At 41.4% G+C, this 20999-nt stretch carries 19 protein-coding genes; 3 read left to right on the top strand and 16 right to left on the bottom strand.

What is annotated here, in order from left to right; translation table 11 throughout:
* The first annotated feature begins 5 nt into the window (after positions 1-5).
* Positions 6-1394: an APC family permease gene (locus J7Q78_RS00565; RefSeq protein ID WP_208422579.1), complete on the top strand. Its 1389-nt coding sequence runs from the start codon at positions 6-8 to the stop codon at positions 1392-1394.
* Between the two features lie 54 nt (positions 1395-1448).
* Here J7Q78_RS00565 and dnaJ read toward each other — a convergent pair whose 3' ends face one another.
* The 16 genes from dnaJ to J7Q78_RS00485 form a co-directional block, all read right to left on the bottom strand.
* Positions 1449-2597 (bottom strand): molecular chaperone DnaJ, encoded by a 1149-nt coding sequence (dnaJ, locus tag J7Q78_RS00560; protein WP_154241716.1) that lies wholly within the window; start codon positions 2595-2597, stop codon positions 1449-1451.
* Positions 2598-2719: 122 nt separating this feature from the next.
* A complete protein-coding gene (gene dnaK / locus J7Q78_RS00555; protein ID WP_208422580.1) occupies positions 2720-4558 on the bottom strand; it encodes a molecular chaperone DnaK in 1839 nt (612 codons plus the stop codon).
* A gap of 34 nt (positions 4559-4592) precedes the next feature.
* Positions 4593-5210: a nucleotide exchange factor GrpE gene (gene grpE, locus J7Q78_RS00550; RefSeq protein ID WP_154241714.1), complete on the bottom strand. Its 618-nt coding sequence runs from the start codon at positions 5208-5210 to the stop codon at positions 4593-4595.
* Between the two features lie 15 nt (positions 5211-5225).
* A complete protein-coding gene (gene hrcA / locus J7Q78_RS00545) occupies positions 5226-6284 on the bottom strand; it encodes a heat-inducible transcriptional repressor HrcA (RefSeq protein WP_154241713.1) in 1059 nt (352 codons plus the stop codon).
* Positions 6285-6521: 237 nt separating this feature from the next.
* Entirely contained in the window at positions 6522-7661 is a 1140-nt protein-coding gene (gene hemW, locus J7Q78_RS00540; RefSeq protein ID WP_154241712.1) for a radical SAM family heme chaperone HemW, read from the bottom strand.
* Positions 7661-8614 (bottom strand): riboflavin biosynthesis protein RibF, encoded by a 954-nt coding sequence (gene ribF, locus J7Q78_RS00535; protein WP_154241711.1) that lies wholly within the window; start codon positions 8612-8614, stop codon positions 7661-7663. Before ribF ends, hemW begins: the two co-directional genes overlap by 1 nt.
* A gap of 18 nt (positions 8615-8632) precedes the next feature.
* Positions 8633-9550 carry a tRNA pseudouridine(55) synthase TruB gene (truB, locus tag J7Q78_RS00530; RefSeq protein ID WP_208422581.1) on the bottom strand — a complete coding sequence of 306 codons (918 nt, stop codon included), beginning with the start codon at positions 9548-9550 and terminating at the stop codon, positions 8633-8635.
* 169 nt (positions 9551-9719) lie between these two features.
* Entirely contained in the window at positions 9720-10076 is a 357-nt protein-coding gene (rbfA, locus tag J7Q78_RS00525) for a 30S ribosome-binding factor RbfA (RefSeq protein ID WP_208422582.1), read from the bottom strand.
* Between the two features lie 22 nt (positions 10077-10098).
* The gene (gene infB, locus J7Q78_RS00520; protein ID WP_208422583.1) at positions 10099-12876 is read right to left on the bottom strand and encodes a translation initiation factor IF-2; all 2778 of its coding nucleotides are present in this window, start codon (positions 12874-12876) and stop codon (positions 10099-10101) included.
* Between the two features lie 17 nt (positions 12877-12893).
* On the bottom strand, positions 12894-13199 hold the full coding sequence (locus J7Q78_RS00515) for a L7Ae/L30e/S12e/Gadd45 family ribosomal protein (RefSeq protein WP_154241707.1): 306 nt from the start codon (positions 13197-13199) through the stop codon (positions 12894-12896).
* Positions 13196-13495 carry an RNase P modulator RnpM gene (gene rnpM / locus J7Q78_RS00510; protein WP_173011598.1) on the bottom strand — a complete coding sequence of 100 codons (300 nt, stop codon included), beginning with the start codon at positions 13493-13495 and terminating at the stop codon, positions 13196-13198. The genes J7Q78_RS00515 and rnpM overlap by 4 nt, the downstream gene beginning before the upstream one ends.
* 14 nt (positions 13496-13509) lie before the next feature.
* Positions 13510-14682 (bottom strand): transcription termination factor NusA, encoded by a 1173-nt coding sequence (gene nusA / locus J7Q78_RS00505; protein ID WP_154241705.1) that lies wholly within the window; start codon positions 14680-14682, stop codon positions 13510-13512.
* 18 nt (positions 14683-14700) lie between these two features.
* Positions 14701-15174, bottom strand: a complete 474-nt coding sequence (gene rimP, locus J7Q78_RS00500) for a ribosome maturation factor RimP (RefSeq protein ID WP_154241704.1) — start codon at positions 15172-15174, stop codon at positions 14701-14703.
* 140 nt (positions 15175-15314) lie between these two features.
* The gene (locus J7Q78_RS00495) at positions 15315-16325 is read right to left on the bottom strand and encodes a 2-hydroxyacid dehydrogenase (protein ID WP_208422584.1); all 1011 of its coding nucleotides are present in this window, start codon (positions 16323-16325) and stop codon (positions 15315-15317) included.
* A 15-nt stretch (positions 16326-16340) separates the two neighbouring features.
* A complete protein-coding gene (locus tag J7Q78_RS00490; protein ID WP_154241702.1) occupies positions 16341-17381 on the bottom strand; it encodes an AEC family transporter in 1041 nt (346 codons plus the stop codon).
* 189 nt (positions 17382-17570) lie between these two features.
* Complete coding sequence (locus J7Q78_RS00485) at positions 17571-18542, bottom strand: restriction endonuclease (RefSeq protein ID WP_208422585.1); 972 nt, start codon at positions 18540-18542, stop codon at positions 17571-17573.
* A gap of 177 nt (positions 18543-18719) precedes the next feature.
* Between J7Q78_RS00485 and J7Q78_RS00480 the strand changes: the two genes are divergently transcribed.
* Positions 18720-19943 (top strand): restriction endonuclease subunit S, encoded by a 1224-nt coding sequence (locus tag J7Q78_RS00480; RefSeq protein ID WP_268911927.1) that lies wholly within the window; start codon positions 18720-18722, stop codon positions 19941-19943.
* An 86-nt stretch (positions 19944-20029) separates the two neighbouring features.
* The gene (locus J7Q78_RS00475; protein ID WP_208422587.1) at positions 20030-20953 is read left to right on the top strand and encodes a site-specific integrase; all 924 of its coding nucleotides are present in this window, start codon (positions 20030-20032) and stop codon (positions 20951-20953) included.
* The last annotated feature ends 46 nt before the right edge of the window (positions 20954-20999 follow it).

Raw genomic sequence — 20999 nt, 5'->3', positions numbered from 1 at the left:
TACTAATGACACACCATTCACTCTTTGCTAAAAAACAAATCGACGTGAACCAATTTAAAAGCAGTCCATTAGAACGCCATTTAACCGCCTTTGGCCTAACCGCCATGGGGGTTGGAGCAGTCGTCGGTGCTGGTATTTTTATCACTCCCGGGATTATCGCCGCTAAGTACGCTGGCCCCGGTGCGATGCTTTCTTATCTTCTTGCCGCTGTTGTCTGTGCAATGGCTGCCCTTTGTTATTCAGAATTTGCTTCTACAATTCCCTTAGCCGGTAGTGCCTATACATATGTCTACACCGTCTTTGGTGAATTAATCGCGTGGATTTTAGGGTGGGCACTAATTTCTGAATATCTCTTCGCAGTCGCCTCGGTTGCCGTCAGTTGGTCAGCCTACTTTCAGAATCTAATAGCTGGCTTTGGCTTACACTTGCCGACCTTCTTATCAGCTGCGTGGACGCCTGGGCACCCTGGGGGAATTAATTTAATCGCCGGGCTAATTACGTTAGTTATCGGATTTTTACTGTCAAACGGCTTACGCGAATCAACGCGGATCAATACGATGATGGTTGGGGTGAAAGTCGCCGTTATTGTCATTTTTCTTGGTGTTGCCATTTTCTACGTCAAACCAGCCAACTTCAAACCATTCTTACCATTTGGTGCTGGCGGGATTCTTTCTGGAGCGGCACTAGCCTTTTACGCTTACATCGGTTTTGATGCTGTTTCAACCGCTTCAGAAGAAGTTGTCAATCCGCAACGCGATATGCCAATTGGGATTATCGCGTCACTATTAATCGCGTCATTGTTATATGCCGCAGTTGCGACTGTCTTAGTAGGCGTTGTGCACTACACAAAACTAAACGTTGGTGATCCCGTTGCTTTCGCCCTTCAATTAATGCATCAAAATTGGGTGGCTGGCATTGTCGCCCTAGGTGCAGTAGCCGGTATGACAACGGTCTTACTCGTGATGACCTACGGCGGAACACGACTGATCTTTGCCATTAGTCGCGATGGCCTATTACCACCCATTTTGGCTAAAGTCAGTTCAAAAACACATGTGCCAGTTGCCAATACGTGGCTTTTTGCCATCATCACAAGCATCGTCGCCATGGTAGTCCCACTGGATAAGATTGCTGAATTAGTCAACATTGGGACGCTATTCGCCTTTGCGACGGTTTCTCTTGGTGTCATCTTTCTCCGCAAGTTATCCTTTTATAATGAATTACCACAAGGCTTTAAAGTGCCGCTGTTCCCATGGATTCCATTACTTTCATGTGGCCTTTGTCTGTTACTGATGACCCAATTACAACTAACCACTTGGCTTGTCTTTTTAATCTGGTTGGTAATCGGACTCGTAATCTACTTCAGTTACGGCTACCATCATAGCCGCCAACAATAATATGTATCAAAAAAAGGGCCGCTGATTTTTTATCAGCGGCCCTTTAACGTGCTTTTATTTTTTATGTTTCTTATTCAGAATTTTGTCGAATAAGTTGTTGTCTTGTGGGTTGACTGAATCACCACTTGCTACTGCAAATGCTTTGAGGGCATCGCGTTGCTTACTATTGAGGTTCTTTGGCGTTACGATGTTGACTGTAACGTTTTGATCCCCGTTACCTGTGCCGTGGAGCTTAGGCGCACCCTTACCGCGTAGCCGGAAGACCGTATTGGTTTGAGTTCCCGCGGGCACTTTTAATTTAACAGGACCGTGCACTGTGTTAACTTCAATCTCATCCCCGAGCGCAGCTTGGACGAAGCTAATCGGAACTTCTGAATAAATCTGAGCCCCATCACGTTTGAATTCAGCACTTGGTGCCACGCGGAAAATGATGAATAAATCACCATATGGGCCCCCGTTTGTCCCAGCTTCACCTTGCCCTTGAAGCCGCATTTGTTGGCCATCTTCAACACCAGCAGGCACTTTAACTTTAACCGTATGGCGTTCATCTTCGTGACCGGTTCCGTGACACGTTTCACACTTGTCTTTGATTTCTTTACCAGTCCCGCCACAGACATCACAGACTTCTTGCGCCATCATGCGACCAAATGCTGTTTGGCGTTCAACTTGAACTTGACCTGTACCATGACACTTGTGACACGTTTGAGCACTTGTCCCTGGTTTAGCACCAGAGCCATGACATGTGTGACACTCTGATTCACGGTTATAGGAAATTTTAGTTTCTTTCCCGAAAATGGCTTCATCGAACTTCAAATCCATCCGATATTGTAAATCTGAACCTTGACGCGGGGCATTTGGTTGTTGCCGCGCACCACCGCCACCGAAGAATGAACTAAAGATATCTTCGAAACCGCCAAAGCCTTCAGCGCCACCAAAGCCACCACTAAAGCCTTGACCTGCACCGCCGCCGAAACCACCGTTCATGCCAGCATGACCGTATTGATCGTAAGCCGCCCGTTTTTGTGGGTCACTTAACGCTTCATACGCTTCTGTAACTTCCTTGAACTTCGCTTCTGCTTCTGGCGCTTTATTAATATCTGGATGGTACTTCTTTGAAAGTTTACGATAGGCCTTTTTAATCTCATCATCTGAGGCGTCTTTACTTATCCCTAAGACGTCATAGTAATCTCTTTTATCAGCCATTGTGGGCCTCCATTCATATACTTACGCGTTAAAACTACCTTATCAAGGATATCATAATTGACTGATTAAAAAAAGCCAAGGCCCTAGACCATACTAGGTTTTGGCTTTTTTTAAACGCGTGATTATTTGTCGTCTTTAACTTCTTCGAAGTCGCCGTCAACAGTACTATCGTCAGACTTACCGTCAGTTGCATTACCTTCAGCACCGCTTGCAGCTTGTTGTGCTTCTTGAGCTTGTTGATATAACTTAACTGTTAATTCTTGAACGATTTCACTCAACGCATCGCGTTTTGTCTTCATATCTTCAAGGTTATTTTCTTGTTGTGCTTTCACTAATTCTTCTTTAGCATCTTTAGCCTTTTGTAATTCTTCGTCAGAAACTTTACCTTCAAGCTCTTTCAAAGTCTTATCCGTTTGGAAGATTAATTGATCAACATCGTTCTTCAAATCAACTTCTTCTTTACGTTTCTTATCGGCTTCTTCGTTTTCTTGAGCTTCCTTCATCATCCGATCAATTTCTTCGTCTGATAAACCAGAGTTACTCTTGATTGTGATTTTTTGTTCCTTGTTGGTACCAAGGTCTTTAGCAGAAACATTTACAATCCCGTTCTTATCAATATCGAATTTAACTTCGATTTGTGGCACACCACGAGGTGCAGCAGGAATATCTGTTAATTGGAAGCGTCCTAAAGTCTTGTTATCAGCAGCCATTGGACGTTCACCTTGTAAGACATGGATGTCTACGGCAGGTTGGTTGTCAGCAGCTGTTGAGAAGGTTTGTGCCTTGCTTGTTGGAATCGTTGTATTACGATCGATTAACTTCGTGAAGACCCCACCCATTGTTTCAATCCCTAATGATAATGGTGTAACATCAAGTAAAACAACGTCTTTAACGTCACCTGAGATAACGCCACCTTGAACAGCAGCACCAAGTGCAACCGCTTCGTCAGGGTTGATTGAGTGATCAGGGTCTTTGCCAGTCCAGTTCTTAACGGCTTCTTGAACAGCAGGAATTCGAGTTGAACCACCGTTTAAGATAACTTTATTGATATCGCTTGGTTCCAAACCAGCGTCTTTCAAAGCGTTCATAACAGGTGCTTTTGTCCGGTCAACTAAGTCTGATGTTAACTTATCAAATTCAGCACGTGATAAAGTCATTTCCAAATGTAAAGGACCATTTTCGCCGGCTGAGATAAATGGCAAGCTAATTTGGGTACTTGTTACACCAGATAAATCTTTCTTAGCTTTTTCAGCAGCATCTTTTAACCGTTGCATAGCCATCTTGTCTTTTGACAAGTCGATACCGTTATCGGCTGTGAAGTTTTCAACTAACCAGTTCATGATGGCTTCATCAAAGTCATCCCCACCTAAATGGGTATCACCGTTTGTTGACAATACTTGGAAAACACCATCGCCTAATTCAAGAACAGAAACGTCAAAAGTCCCACCACCAAGGTCGTAAACTAAGACTTTTTCATCTGTTTCTGTCTTATCCAAACCGTAAGCCAATGCAGAAGCTGTTGGTTCGTTGATAATCCGTTTAACATCTAAACCGGCAATCTTACCGGCATCTTTAGTTGCTTGACGTTGTGAGTCATTGAAGTAAGCAGGTACTGTAATAACAGCTTCTGTAACTTCTTCACCAAGGTAATCTTCAGCGAATTTCTTGATGTATTGTAAGATCATTGCTGAAACTTCTTGTGGTGTGTATGATTTGTCACCAACAGTTACTTTGTAGCCTGTTTCGCCGATGTGTCGTTTGATTGATGCGATTGTATCAGGGTTAGTGATTGCTTGGCGTTTTGCCACTTCCCCAACTTGGATTTCACCGTTTTTAAATGACACAACAGATGGTGTTGTCCGTGCGCCTTCTGGATTTGTGATAATTTTTGGTTGTCCGCCTTCTAATACGGCAACAGCTGAGTTGGTTGTCCCTAAATCAATCCCAATTACTTTACTCATAAAAAATACCCTCTTTTTTAGATTTTTAGTTTAATTATTGTGCAACGACGACCATTGCTGGTCTTAGAACGCGGTCCTTCAAGTAGTAGCCTTTTTGGAAGACTTGTACAACAGTATCCGCTTTTTGATCACCATCAACAGCGACCGTTTGGACGGCCTGATGAATGGTCGGATCAAAGGTTTTGCCTTGTGCTTCAATTTCTTTAACGCCATGATCTTCTAAAGCATGCTTCATATGATCATAGGTCATTTGAACACCCTTTTTAAGGCTCTCAGCACTTTCATCAGTTGCTTCAGTTGCCAAGGCCCGTTCAAGATTATCCAAAACAGGTAAGACATCTTTGGCAAGTGATTGACCATCATATTTTAGTAAGCTAGCTTGTTCTTTTTGATGGCGGGTTTGAATGTTTTTAATTTCAGCTTGTGAACGTAAGAAACTATCCTCTAAATCATCATATTTCTTTTGAAGTTCAGCAAGTTGAGCCGCTAAATCAGGCTTTGCTGCCTCTTCTTCCGGTGCACCATCTTCACTTGCTGTCACTTCATCTGCTTCTAATTCAGGTTCAAATGGTGTTTCTTCTTTAGTTGTTTCTGTTTCTGGCAATTCTGCTACTGGCTTTTCTTGTTTTTCAGCCTTTTCTTGCTTGGTCAAACAAACACGCTCCTTTTAAGATTGATTATCATCGAAATTCGCATAATAATCAATTAATTTCTTCGCTAACTCCTCACGGAATAAATCGAGTAACCCAATCATCCGCGAATAGGGCATGCTAGTGGGGCCCAGTAGTGCAATGACCCCCTGGCCATGTTCGCCAACGTCATAATTAACAGTCATCAGACTATAATCTTTCAACAGATCGTTGGCCATCTCGGTGCCCAGGCGAACCTGAACTTGGCTATCGGCGCCTCCAGGGGATAGATCTAGCAACTTAGCTAAATCCTCTGAACGATTAATCATGTCATACAACGACTTAAGTTGCGTAACATCAGAGAACTCTGAAAAATTCAACAAATTCATCTGACCACCAACAAATAAGCGCTCTTGACTCGCCTTCTTCAAAACATCATCAAAGATGTCCAAAAAGCCGGTCGGCGAAGCCATGTACTGGGCTAATAACGCCGGTACATCCGTTTTTAACTTCTGACTAACCACAGTTAACGGTAAGCCAACTAGGTGATCATTAATGATTCGAATCGCTTTTTCGAGTTCATCACCCGAAATCGTTTGTGGAATGGTAAATACCTGATTATCAACCGTCCCTGCACTCGTCACGATAATCGCCATCACTTGGTGATTACTCAATGGTACTAGACGAAAACCAGTTAACCGAATCTCAGCCACTTCTGGTCCTAACGTAATTGCGGTATAGTTTGTTAGGTTCGATAAGATATTGGCCGATTGTGAGACGATTTCATCAATCTTATGATAGTGTTGTCCAAATGATTTTTGGACGGTTGCCACATCAACAGGATTGAGGGTTGCTGGCTGCATGAGATGGTCTAGATAGTATCGATAGCCTTGCGTCGACGGTACCCGTCCAGATGACGAATGCGTCTTCTCAATTAAACCGACACTTTCTAAATCAGCCATGTCATTACGAATTGTTGCAGAGCTAACGTGTACCGGTAGTTCTGCCATTAACTTCTTAGAACCCACTGGCTGACCACTCTCTGTAAAAAGACGAATAATTTCTTTCAAAATCATTAATTGTCTTTCGGTCAGCATGTCATCACCTCTTTTTAGCACTTGAATATCATGAGTGCTAATTACAAGTATTAATATAGCAAGAACGTCAAATAAAGTCAAGAAACGCACCGTCTTTTTTACGAAATTACTGAAAATCGGTCTTTAGACGGAGAACTCTCCCAGACCAAAGGGCAAAATAATAGCGCGTTGCTTCTGAATTAAAAGTAACGCGCTATTGGTAGTTTCGTGATTGGCAGATTCTTGGCTTGGACCCACTTAATAGCTATCTAGTAAAAATTCTTGGAAGACTTCATTACCTAAGAACTTTCCCGTTTCGGTTAATCTTAGCCAGTCACCGTCTTGTTGGAGATAGCCTTTGGCAATTTGCGTCGCAACTGTTTCGCCATAAACATTTTGTAATGGATAATTGAATTTGTCTTGGAAATGACTGATGGATACCCCTTGCATCGTCCGTAACCCGAGGAAGAGTTCTTCTTCCATCTGTTCGGTCAATGGTAGAACATGCCGTTCAATCACTGGCACCTTGTTCGCTCTTAAAGGTTCTAGATATTGTTGAATTGGGCCAAAGTTATGGTAGCGGTCCTTCCCTAAGTAACCATATGCACCGGCCCCAAAGCCAAAATATTTTTCATTGTGCCAGTAAGTTAAATTATGGGCAGATTGAAAGCCCGGTTTAGCAAAATTACTAATTTCGTACTGCTCTAAGCCAGCCTTGTGGAAACTATCAATTGCCGCCTGATACATATGTGCTTCAACATCTTGCGATGGTAGGTGCAACTTACCTTGACGCATCAAGTTGTAAAAAATTGTTTTCCGTTCGAGAATCAACGAATACGTCGAATAGTGTGGCAAATCAAGTTCGATTGCCTTGTTCAAACTATCCATGAAATCCGCTTCACTTTGTTGAGGTAAACGAAAAATCAAATCGATACTCATATTTTCAAAGCCGACCTTACGGGCGTTAGCAATGGCCCGATAAACGTCTGCGCTCCGGTGAATGCGCCCAATTTGTTTTAGAATCTGATCGTTAAACGACTGCACGCCGATACTTAAACGATTAACACCGTTGTCTTTTAAAACTTGCAATTTCTCAGTATCTTGCAGATCATTCGGGTTAGCTTCAAACGTAAACTCGCCGCCTTCATACGGTAAGTATTGATGAATCCCGTCAATAAGACGTTGCAGTTGTGCGGGTGATAAAGTCGTGGGCGTCCCGCCACCGACATAGATTGTATCAATTTTTTCGTCTGGGTATTCTGCCATTACTAATTGGAATTCGAAAATCAACTTATCAACATATTCATCGACCGGTTGGCCTTCAATGAAAACCTTGTTGAAATCGCAATAATAACAAATATGCTCGCAAAATGGAATGTGAATATAAGCGCCTGCCATTAATATTGTGCCTCTAATTTCTCAAAATAAGTTCGGGTATCAGCTTCGTCTTGGTGCAATTGGTTAATCAAAGCTTCTGCGGAGTCAAACTTCACTTCGCCACGTAAATAATGATACCAATCAACTTTAACCTGTTCACCATAAATATCAGCATTGAAGTCTAATAAGTTAATCTCCACTGTTACTGGATTATTGCTATGGAACGTGACATTGCGGCCGATTGATGCCATGCCTAAATACCATTGACCGCGCACAAATAAGCGCACCGCATAAATTCCAATCCCCGGCAATCGTTCTGGTCGTTTGGTTTCAATATTGGCGGTGGGAAAGCCTAATTGCCGCCCGCGCGCTTCTCCATGGACCACTTCACCTGTTGTTTGGTAAATATAACCGAGCAATTCGTTTACTTTCGCAATCTTGCCAGCATCTAAATCCGCCCGCACTAATGTTGAGCCAATTTTGGCACCATGGTAATCATGTTCGGCAACGGTCACAATATCAAACCGTCCTTTGGCATAGTCTGCCAATGTCGTCATATTGGCAATCGCTTGCTTACCGTACGTATAATCAAAACCAGCTACTACTGTCTCCGCATGTAAAGCGACTAAATATTGGTCGACAAATGCTTGTGGCGCTAATTTAGCAAATGCTTCATTAAAGTGCACGATGTACAAAACATCTACCCCTAAATCCGCCATCAATTCTTGTTTGCGTTCAATCGTTGATAAATAACGGAACGTTTGGCGATCAGCATTGCGGTAAACAATGGCCGGATGAATGTCAAACGTCATCACAGCTAATGGTAAGCTTTTTTGAACCGCAATTTGTTTTGCCTTTTGAATCACAGCTTGATGGCCACGGTGCACGCCATCAAAAAAGCCAAGTGCTAAAACCACTTGGTCTACTGGCACTTGTTCTTTGGAATATGGATGAATTAATTCAATGACCCGCATATTTTTCACCTAGTTTTTTTAATGAGTTCCTTGATTTTGTAAATACATTTTATAAGGGCGATAAAGATGTTGTGCTGGTTTTTCAACTTGATAGAGCGCCTTAATGTGCCCTTGATAGGTCAACGCAACAATTTCATCGGTTTGTTCTGGTAGTGTCAAAAATACCCCGTTTAAAAGCTTGGCCCATTGATCATCATCTAAAGCAACCTTCTTATACGCTTCAAATACATGGTCAATTGGCAATAAAACGTCTGCCAGTTCACCTGCTTCAGCCTTTTGCGCCAATTGTTCCAAAGAAATACAACTCCCGATTTGAATCCCGCCACTCTTAAGACGCGTTAAATCGGACATCACTGCGGGTAAACCAAGTTTACGACCGAAATCAACGGCTAAGGTCCGGATATAAGTCCCCTTTGAGCAACCGACAATAAATCGAAATGTTTGCCGTCCGGATTCAGCGTCAAATTGTGGTTCACCATCCAGATCAAACTGCGTAATCGTGATTGACCGTTGCGGCCGTTCGACTGGATCGCCAGCACGCGCATAGTCGTATAAACGCCGACCGTTAACTTTCACGGCCGAAAACATTGGTGGAATCTGAATCGAATCACCAAGAAAACTCGCAAGCGTTGCTTTGATTTTCTCAGTTGAAAAAGGCTCTGTTAAACGTGCCTCTTCAACTATTTCACCGTCTAAGTCTTCAGTAGTTGTTGATAAGCCCAGGGTGATTTCACCCGTATAGACTTTACCAGAATGCACCAATTGATCAACGACTTTGGTTGCCTGGCCAATACAGATTGGTAGTACACCATCAACGTTCGGATCCAACGTGCCAGAATGGCCGACTTTCTTCATGTGTAAAATACGACGCACTTTAAAGACACAATCGTTACTCGTCATGCCACGTTCTTTATATAAAGGTACAATGCCGTCCATAAATAATCTCCTTCTAACTATTAACTTTACTATTATAGCATAGAGTATGCTTGAAAACGGCGGAGCTTTGATTATTTGCGCCATGGTGCAACGGACAGAAGCTAGCTTTCAAAAATCCATTTGCCCACCAAAAAAGGATCAAGCTTTCGCTCAATCCTTTTTTAACAGCTTAGCGCTGTGCTTCATCTTCGTGTAACTTACGTAATAATTCATCGATATGTTCACCATACCGCACTGAACCGTCTTGTTCAAAGGTGATTTCTGGAATCTTGTACAACTTAATCCGTTGACCAAGTTCGCTGCGAACCAATCCTTTAGCTTTATCTAACCCAGCTTGAGTCTTTTCAGCATCACTTGCTAAGCCAGATAAAATGCTGTAATAAACTTTAACATGTTGTAAGTCACCACTGAGACTAATATCAGTGATTGTGACCCCTTCAACGCGGGGATCACGCACTCTTTTTAATAAAATATCATTTATTTCTCGTTGAATTTCTTGTTCAACCCGACCAACACGATGTTTCATTGCTTGTCCTCCTGTAAATTAATTATTTAACAGGTACTTCTTCCATCACGTAGGCTTCAATTTGATCATCAATCTTAATATCATTGTAATCTTCGATTGTCACACCACATTCAAAGCCGGTTTTGACTTCTTTAACGTCATCTTTGAAACGTTTCAAGCTTGAAAGTTTACCTTCATAAATCACGATTCCGTCACGAATTAAGCGGACGCCGCTATCACGTTTGATAACACCAGTGTCAACGATACAACCGGCAATGGTCCCGATTTTCGAAACATGGTATGTTTCGCGAACTGTTAATTGACCCGTTACTTTTTCTTCGTAAACTGGTTCTAACATACCCTTCATCGCAGCTTCGATTTCTTCGATTGCGTTGTAGATAATTCGGTGTAAACGAATATCGACTTGTTCAGCCTCAGCCTGGATCTTAGCTTGTGGCGTTGGCCGAACATTGAACCCGATGATAATGGCGTTACTTGCAGCAGCTAATGTGACATCACTTTCGTTAATCGCACCAACGGCTTCATGAATAATATTCACGCGGACGCCTTCGACTTCAATCTTCCGTAAGCTCCCAGCCAAGGCTTCTGTTGAGCCTTGAACATCGGCTTTAATAATAACGTCAACTTCTTTTAGTTCACCTTGTTTCATTGTTTCGAACAAGTTATCTAATGTGACCGGATTTGAACGGCTACGTTCCTTCAAGAGGGCCCGTTTAGCACGTTCTTCACCAGCAGCACGCGCTGTCTTTTCATCTTCAAAGACAACGAAACGATCAGCTGCTTGTGGCACATCATTTAACCCAGTAATTTCAACTGGTTCTGATGGGAAGACTTCTTTAACACGGCGGCCACGATCATTGGTCATGACCCGGACACGCCCAAAGGTATTCCCAACAACAATTGGATCACCAATTTTCAATGTCCCTTGTTGAATTAAGAGTGAGGCAACAGGCCCTTTCCCCTTATCAAGACGAGCTTCAATAACTGTCCCAACTGCTTTTTGATCTGGGTTAGCCTTCAATTCAAGCACATCGGCTTCAAGAAGAACCATTTCAAGCAATTCATCAATGTTTTCACCAGTCTTAGCTGAGATCTTAACAAAGATGGTATCGCCACCCCAGTCTTCAGGAACAAGGCCGTAACCCATCAATTGTTCCATAACGTGATCCGGATTTGCACCTGGTTTATCAATCTTATTCACCGCAACGATGATTGGAGCTTTAGCAGCCTTCGCATGGTTGATTGCTTCGATTGTTTGTGGCATTACACCGTCATCAGCAGCAACGACTAAGATAATGATATCAGTGATATCAGCCCCACGCGCACGCATGTTACTGAAGGCCGCATGTCCTGGTGTATCCAAGAACGTGATTAAGCGATCATTTAACTTCGTTTGGTAAGCACCGATATGTTGGGTAATCCCACCGGCTTCACCGTCAGTCACGTGACTGTTACGTAAATTATCTAATAAAGTTGTCTTACCATGATCGACATGCCCCATGATTGTGACAACTGGTGGCCGGCTAACAAGGTTGGCATCACTCTTAGCTTCTGTTTCGAATACTGAGTCAATGTCAGCAATATCGACTTCCACTTTTTGTTCTGCTTCAATCCCGTAATCCGTCGCTAATAATTCGATTGTATCTTTATCAAGTGATTGGTTCATATTAACCATAATCCCTAACATGAATAGCTTCTTGATGATTTCAGCTGGTTCACGATGAATCTTCTTAGCGATATCAGCCACGTTCATACCTTCTGAGTAAACCAATACTTCTGGTAATGGCCGTTCTTTACGTTGTGGCATTTCTTTCTTAGCAGCATTTTGTTCAGCTAATTGTTGCTTACGGGTCTTCTTACGTTTCTTATTAAAACGTTGTTGATTATTACCGTAGCTATTATACCCACCGCCACGTTTCTTATCTGGACCAAAGTTCTTTGGCTTGCTTGCTGTGTTATTTGATGCTGGTTTAGCAGCACTAACCGTATTAGCTTGCATTTTTTGTTGTATTTCTTGAGCTGAAACGGGCCGGCTTTGGTTTGTATTATTATTGGGCCGGTTATTTGTGTTATTAGCTGGCCGGCCATTGTTACTGTTAGTAGGCCGGTTGTGCGTCGTTGTTGGACGAGCACTGGCTGGCTTGTTGCCGGCTGGCCGGTTACTACTATTACCGGTTGGTTTAGCAGCTGAACGCGGCCGGTTACTTTCTTGACGCCGTTTCTTTTCGTCTGCTTCGCGTTGTTCCCGTTGTTGTTGAATACGTTCTTGCGTTCTTTGGCGCCGAGCATTAGCTTGTGAGATTTGTTCTTGCAAGCTCAATGGTTGATTTGACCCAGCTGGCCGGGAATTACCGTTAGTCCGGTTAGCCGCATTATTAGAGCGACCGTTATTAGGCCGGGCATTGTTGTTAGGCCGACCATTGGCATTATTCCGGTTTTGGCCATTTGCTGCTTGCGCATTCCGGTTGCCTTGTGGGCGTTGATTGTTTGAACGCGGTGCTGGTTTGCTGCTTGCTTCAGGGCGACGGCGGATAGCGGCTTTGTTGATTTTAATCTTGCCATTATCTGTTTTTCCACTGGCCTTTGGTGCAGCAGATTTGGCAGCTGGCTTGCTGTCCGTTGTGGCAGTAGCTGGTTTGGTTTCCTTATGGAAAGCAGCTCGTAAAGCTTTTTCTTGATTGTCATCGATTGTTGCCATGTGGTTCTTTAGATCGTAACCTTTTTTAACAGCCGTTTCTAAAAGATCCTTGCTGGCAACATTAATTTCTTTTGCTAATTCATAGATACGTTTTTTACCCATATCTTCACGCTCCTTTATTATCCCAGTAGCGTTATCATCTTTTTGGCAAACCCGGCATCAACAACCGCGATTGTGGCTCTATGTAATCCAATTGCTTGGGTTAGCTGGGCCGCGGTGTACGCTTTTGTTTCCGGGATTTCGTAGAAATGACTCTTGTCAGTCAATTTCTTCTGTGTCAGGTGACTAATGTCTGAGCCGATAAAAACCAATTTCGCTTTTTGTTGCTGAATGGCTTTTAGGACTTGTTCTTCACCACTGACCAGTTGCCGTGCTCTCATGCAAATTCCTAAGAGTTGTAATAAACGGTCTGGTTGTTCACTCATTTTCGTTCTCCAAATAATTCTAGACGAGCCTTTTGATGATCAACATATTCGAATAATTCTGTATAAAATTCTTCTGCAACGTCAATTCCAAACGTCTTTTCTAAAATTTTCTTGCTTTGGGCAGTCTTGATTGCGTCCGGTTCTAGTGAAACATAAGCGCCACGGCCTGACTTCTTGCCAGTGGGATCAATACTGATTTCACCTTCGGCAGTCTTAACAATCCGCACCATTTCTTTTTTAGGCTTCATTTCTTGCGAAATAACGTCTTTTCTCATTGGTACTTTTCTTTGTTTCATCATGAACACCTCACTTATTCTTGTGGTTGTTCTTCAGAATCAACAGCAGAATCCGTTGCCTGGTCTTCGAAGCCTTCAACAGGCTCTGTTGTTTCTTCTTCAAAACCTTCAACGACTGCGCCATCATCTTCAGGTTCGTCTTCATCAACGAATTCAACTTCCGATTCAGGTTTGATATCAATCTTGTAGCCCGTTAACTTCGCAGCTAACCGGGCATTTTGCCCCTTCTTACCGATTGCCAGTGACAATTGATAATCAGGGACGATAACGGTACATGTATGTTCGTTATCACCGTTGAATTGAACAGCGATGACTTCGGCAGGGTTCAAGGCATTGGCAATGTAATCTGAAGGATCTTCTTCCCATTTCACAATGTCCATGTTTTCGCCATTTAATTCATTAACGACGAGTTGAACCCGTTGTCCCTTAGGCCCGACACAGGTACCAACTGGATCAACATTCGGATCCATTGAACGAACAGCCATCTTCGTCCGGTCACCAGCTTCACGCGCAATGGAGACAATTTCAACTGTCCCATCATAAATTTCTGGCACTTCTTGTTCGAATAAACGCTTCACTAAATCAGGGTGGGTCCGACTGACAAAGACTTGCGGGCCCTTAGTCGTGTTTTCCACTTTAGAAACATAGACCTTAATCCGATCATGTGCTTGGTATTCCTCGTTTGGAATTTGGTCTTGCTTACTTAAAACAGCCTCAATCTTACCTAAATTGACATAAATAAACTTATTGTCGCGGCGTTCAACGACCCCTTGCATAATTTCGTTTTCGTATTGGCTGTATTCATTATAGATGATACTTCTTTCAGCTTCACGAACCCGTTGCATAATTACTTGTTTGGCCGTTTGGGCTGCAATCCGACCAAAGTCTTTAGGTGTCACTTCAAAGCGAATCTTATCACCGACTTCATATGCCTTGTTAATTGCCAAAGCATCTTGGTAGCTCACTTCAAGCCGTGAATCAAACACTTCATCAGTGACTTCTTTGACCGCATAGACGTGGATATTGCCTTTTTTTTGATCGAATTCAACTTCCACGTTTTGCGCTTGACCGTAATTACGTTTATAAGCCGACACAAGTGCTGCCTCGAGGGCTTCAATGACAATTTCTTTTTTAACGCCTTTTTCTTGTTCTAGCGCATCAAGTGCACCTAACATTTCCTTGCTCATGTAACTAGCCTACCTTTACTAAAATTCAATTGCTAAGCGAGCTTTGGCAATTTCCTTACGATTAAACGTTACTTCTTTTTGACGCGTTTTAATTTTAATCACTAAAGTTAAAGTGTCATCATCAACGGCTTTTAGTGTTCCTTGATAAATTTTTTCACCATCAACAGCTTGGTATAACGAGATATGAATGTATTTGCCAACTGCTTTTTGGAAATCGGCTTCCTTCTTTAAAGGTCGCTCGGCACCTGGCGATGAAACATCTAAGAAATAAGCCTGCGGAATTGGATCCGGGTCGATTGAATCCAGTTTCTCACTTAACGCATCGTTTACTAAGGCGCAATCTTCAAGGTCAATGCCATTTGGTTTGTCAATGAAGACCCGCAGATACCAACTGCTACCTTCTTTAACAAATTCAATGTCCACTAATTCAAAATGGTGTTCATCAAGAATCGGCACAATCAGATCGTGAACTGTTTCCACAACGGTACTCAAATGATTCCCTCCAATTCATTTTATATTTCAGATTAGACGTGCTCCAATAAAAAGAGTGAGCATTTCTGCTCACTCGCTCTGAAGTATCTAATTACTGATAACAATATAACATAATTTTCATGAAAATACAAATGACCACTTTAATTTTCAGTGGTGGCAACCCTATTTTGCGTCTTACCCGTCGTCAAAATTTCATGGAAGTTTTCAAAACTAATTTCGACCATGTTCTTGAGGGCTTCGTCGGTATTCGAACCAACATGCGGTGTTAATAAGACACGCGGGTATAAATCAATCAATTCTTGGGTTGTCGCATCTGGGACCGGCTGATCTGCTGGGAATTGCTTGAAGAAGATTTCACCTTCAGCTGGGAGTACATCTGCGGCAAATGCCCCAAGTTGGTTCGCTTTCAAAGCATCGATGATCGCACGATTATCTTGCAATGGGCCCCGCGCTGTATTGACTAAAATGGCGTCATTTTTCATCTTCGCGATAAAATCGGCATTGATGAATTGATCATTTTGACCAGCAAAATATGGAATGTGTAGGCTGACGATGTCGCTTTGAGCTAATAATTCATCCAAGCTAACAAAATCAAGCACTTCTTTAGCCCGTTCTGATGGATATACATCATACCCCACCACTTTGGCGCCTAAACCTTTGTATAACTTCGCTTCGGTATACCCGATTTTACCAGTTCCAATAATCCCCACGGTACAATTGCGAACTTCTTTACTGAACATGACAGGACTCACCCGAAAATCGTGGTGGGCAGTCCGGTTCGTCGTGTATGTTGTGTGACGCAACAATGACATCCCTAACGTCAAGGCCAATTCAGCAATTGCGTTTGGTGAGTAAGCTGGTACGCGAGCCACTTCCATATTGTACTTACCTGCTGCAGCCAAATCGATATGCCCGTAGCCGACTGTTCGGGTAAACACATAACGAATGCCGTAGTCATTCAATTGCGCTAAGTTTTGAGCATCAGCGACACAGTTAGCACGTAATAAGACTGCGTCATGGCCTTTAGCCGTTGCGATATTGTCGTGCGTCAGTAAGTCTTCAATTAACGTTAAGTCGTAATTGTAATGATTATATTTGTTGAACGTCGCTACTTCATTAGGACGGACCCCGTAACAAGCAATTTTAAACATTTCATTTCCCTCTTCCTAGAAAATCCCGATTTGATTAATGACTTCTAAAATCACTAACCAGATTGGTGTCATGATTACCGCCAAGACCGTTGATAATAGTGACGCGTTCGATGCCAAGACCGCATCTTTATCGAAACTAATCGCATAAGCCGCCGCGACCGTTGCCGTTGGCGTTGCCATCATAATGACGATGGTTGCCAAGCTAATATAGCTAACTGGTAAAATGTGAGTCATGGTTAAGATCGCTAATAACACGATATTTAAAGCGGGGACTAAAATGACTTTGTTAATACTGTAAAGCCATGATGTCTTGTCTGAAGCCGCTTCTTTGAAACTGATTTCGCCAAGGGTGGTCCCAATGGCTAACCAAGCCAATGGTGAACATAAACCGGCTAAATAAGTCATCGGTTTAAACAACCATGGTGCCGTTTGGTCAATCCGTAAAAAGGCCACTGAATGCCCAGCAACGGCCACTTGTGGTAATGCGCCTTGGACCAACCAGATGATTAACCCAGCAAAAGTGGCAATCACGATTGGATTTAAAAACATGTTCTTCAAGTTCTTCGATGCCATCTTCAAACCACTCATCTTAATGTAACCATATGAGTACAAGAAGACCCGGTACCCAATGTTGAAAATGGAACTATACATCACGCCTTTAGCCCCAAAAACGGCCCCAACAATTGGAATCCCGAAGAACGTGGTTGAACCAAAGATCGTCAACACGCGTAATGTATCTTGTTGATCCCCTTTAAAACGTAAGTATAACGGTTTTGAAATTAAAATTAAAATAATATAGATTAAGAAGCCCCAAATTAAGACATTAATGCCCTCTTTTAAAGTCTCCCCATTAATATCTTGCATGAACGAGTTGAATGCTAAAGCTGGTAGAGCAACCGTTAAAACGACTTTCGAAAGAATTTTCCCAAACTTATCGGTAAAAATTCCGCGTTTACGGCAATAAAAGCCTAATAAAATAATAAAGACCGTCGACGTAATCGAACTCACAATATTCATGTTCGTAAACGTCTTCGTTAAAATATCACCAATCCCCATCTGTACTCTCCTCTGTTATACAATTTGGCTTGCTGTATTATAACACAAGCAACCGATATCGATTATAACAAGAAAAGCGTGGAAAAGAAATAGAAAAGCAAATAAAAAACACCACATCGTAAGTTGATGTGGTGTAATCAATAAATAGTCGAAATCGTTTACCATTGAGAATTAGTTCCATCTCGTTAATCAATCATCTTCAATAAAAAAGTCTTCATCAATATCAAACGTTGTATACTGTTTCTTAATATTAACACCGACTTGGTATTGCAGCATCAGGTCACTCAACTGCAAGCCATTAATTAATACAATATGTTGGTTCCTTGCATATTCAATTGCACCATTCGAAAAGTCAGACGTCGTTATAAAAACACCGCGATCTGAGCCATAACCACTCAAAGCCCCGAAGAATGCTTGCATCTCGTTTCGACCAACGTTGTTTCCTACTTGATACCTTTTAGCTTGAATATAAACTGTACTGGTTCCTAATGCGTCTTGGTTAATAATACCATCAATGCCACTATCATTACTCTTTTGTGTCACAAAAGCTTGCCCGTTTATTCCTTTATAACCCATATTACTAAGCAACTCAACGACTAGTTTCTCAAAAAAATAAGGCGAACCTTTCCGAATCCGTTCAAGCAACTCGATGCTGACTGAATCATTATATTTCTTTACAATAGAATTTACAGTCTGTAGTGGTTCAATCAAATCTAAGTTATCTACCGACTGATTAGCTTCAGTTTTTTCAAGATTTCCTTTTTGCTTTAATTCGTCTTGATGTTGAATAAACTGGGGTAGTTTGTGGATGATTTCAGAAGTTAAACCGTCTCCATATTGCTCAAGTAATTGTTTACCTAGCGGTGTAATTAAATAAAATCCCCTTTTTGGCCGTTCCATTAAACCACCAATTGTTAATTCTGAAATAGGAAATGTTGTTCGGCTATCAATAATATTGACGTCAGGATATTTTTCTGACTTCAACTGACGTAAATTATCCGGCAATTGCAAACTATTTACAATTGCAGCTGAAAATTCTTTTCGGCTAATCCCAGATGACTGTTTACTAGCGATATATAATGCAACTGGCAGCATTGCATCCCAAGTTGGTAAACCGTGTTTGCATAGCTTTAAGTTCTTATAATTAGTGGTAACTGTCATTGCAATAACACTCCTATTTAAAACATAGTTTTATCTAGTTATATTCTACGCTGAATCACAAAGAAATAGTATATTTACTTTAAAAATTGCTATCGCTGTGAACAAGAAATCATTTGTTCAAATAACGGTAATAAATATCTGTCTAAAGAACATCCATAATTTTGATTAACTACCTTTATCGATTGGGAACAACGAAACCTTGGTGAAGTTATTGAAAAAATGTATAATGGTCAAACTCCATCACGTTTAAATCCAGAAAATTGGGGAGGTCATATTAACTGGCTTACAAGTGGTGAGCTAAATCGTAGTATTGTTTCAAAAACAATTGAAAAAATTACAGAAAAAGGTATGAAAGATGCACTCTTGAGGGTTGTTCCAAAAGGAACTTTTGTAATATCAATTACAGGACTTGAAGCAGCCGGAACTCGAGGAAATTGTGCAATTTTGGCAATTGATACTACCTTAAATCAATCATGTATGGCTTTATATCCGAATAAAAATCTACTAGATTCTGAATTCCTATTTCAATGGTATAGAAAAGTTGGCGAAAAATATGGTATTCGATATACCCAGGGAACAAAACAACAAAGTTATAATGCAGAATTAATAAAAATTCTACCAATATCACTACCAAGTTTGTCTGAACAATTTTTTATTAAAGAATTATTATTTAAACTAGATCAAACTATAACACTTCAGCAGCGTAGGCTCGAACTTCTTAAGAAGTTGAAACGGGGATATTTACAACAAATGTTTCCTGCTAAAAATCAGTATAGTCCTCGATTAAGATTTGGAGAGTTTAATGGTGATTGGGAACAACATAAATTTTATGATACTATTAAAGATATAGTAGATTTTCGAGGACGGACTCCCAAAAAGCTCGGTATGGATTGGAGTAAATCTGGATACCTTGCTTTATCCGCACTTAACGTAAAAAATGGTTATATAGATTTCTCATCGGATGCACATTATGGAAATAAAGAATTATATAATAAGTGGATGGATGGAAAAGATCTGTATAAGGGACAAGTATTATTTACTACAGAAGCACCTATGGGAAACGTTGCTCAAGTGCCTGATAATGATAAATATATTTTGAGTCAGCGAACAATAGCTTTTAGAGTCAGACCAGATAAAATTACCGACGATTTCTTAGCTTTGTTATTACGTTCTCCAAAAACAGTTAATGAATTATCATCTTTAGCAAGTGGCGGGACCGCCAAAGGTGTTAGTCAGAAATCTTTAGGACAGTTCAAAGTGAATTTACCTGCAAATTTAGAGGAACAGAAAGAAATTAGCATTTTCTTCAAATGCATGAATAATATTGATGCACTTCAGCAGTCCAAAATTGAACACCAACAACAATTAAAACAAGCCTATCTCCAAAAACTCTTTCCTTAAACAAAATTCGTTAATTAACGACTATTTATTTATACTTTGATAGTGACCAAAATTGGTCACTATTTTTTATAGGGGAGTGGTTAGTTATGCGGAGAAAATATCTTTTTCACGAATACTTTGAAGAATGGATGGTGTTATACAAGCGCGGTGCGATTAAACAGGTTACTTACGATAAATATGAATTAACGCAACGCCAGATTAAAACGCTTGCGCCAACGCTGTTATTATCGGAGTTAGACCGTCGAGCATACCAACAATTATTAAACGACTATGCTGCAACGCATGAACATCAAACGACAATGGATTTCCATCATCAGTTGAAATCGTCAATCTACGATGCACTTGACGAAGGGTATTTGAAGAAAGATCCGACGCGTAAGGCGATTATCAAGGGCGTTGTCCAAAGACGACATAAGATGAAATATCTTAATCAGGGTGAGTTGCGCCGACTTTTTGGTGTCTTGAATCTAGAAGACGAGGTTAACTGGGATTACTTTATTTTATTACTCGCTAAAACGGGGTTGCGTTTCGGTGAAGCACTAGGACTGACACCATCGGACTTTGATTTTAGGACCCAACAGCTAACGATTGATAAAACATGGAATTACAAACATTATCGCGGCGGCTTTCAATCAACTAAAAATCAGTCATCAGTTCGGAAAATTTCATTGGACTGGCAAATCGCAACTCAATTTGCACATTTAATTAAAGATTTGCCTGAAAAGGAACCGATTTTTATCGACAGAACACGCCGAACACATAATGATACAGCGAATCACTACCTAGAACGTAAATGCAAACAAGCACAGATTCCGGTCATTAGCGTGCATGGTCTCAGACATACGCATGCTTCAATTTTGCTATATGCGGGCGTTTCGCTAGCATCAGTTGCTAAAAGACTAGGTCATGCTAATATGACAACCACGCAAAAAACGTATCTGCATATTATCAAAGAACTTGATAGTAAAGATAACGACAAAATAATGCAGTGCTTGATGACACTGAACTAAACAAAAAGGCCGCGAATTTTCGCGACCTTTTTTGCTAAAGTCAATT

The sequence above is a fragment of the Latilactobacillus fragifolii genome, assembly GCF_905332535.1.
GTDB lineage: Bacteria > Bacillota > Bacilli > Lactobacillales > Lactobacillaceae > Latilactobacillus > Latilactobacillus fragifolii.
The sequence above is the reverse complement of the archived record's forward strand: the minus strand, read 5'-3'. Positions and strand labels throughout refer to the sequence as shown.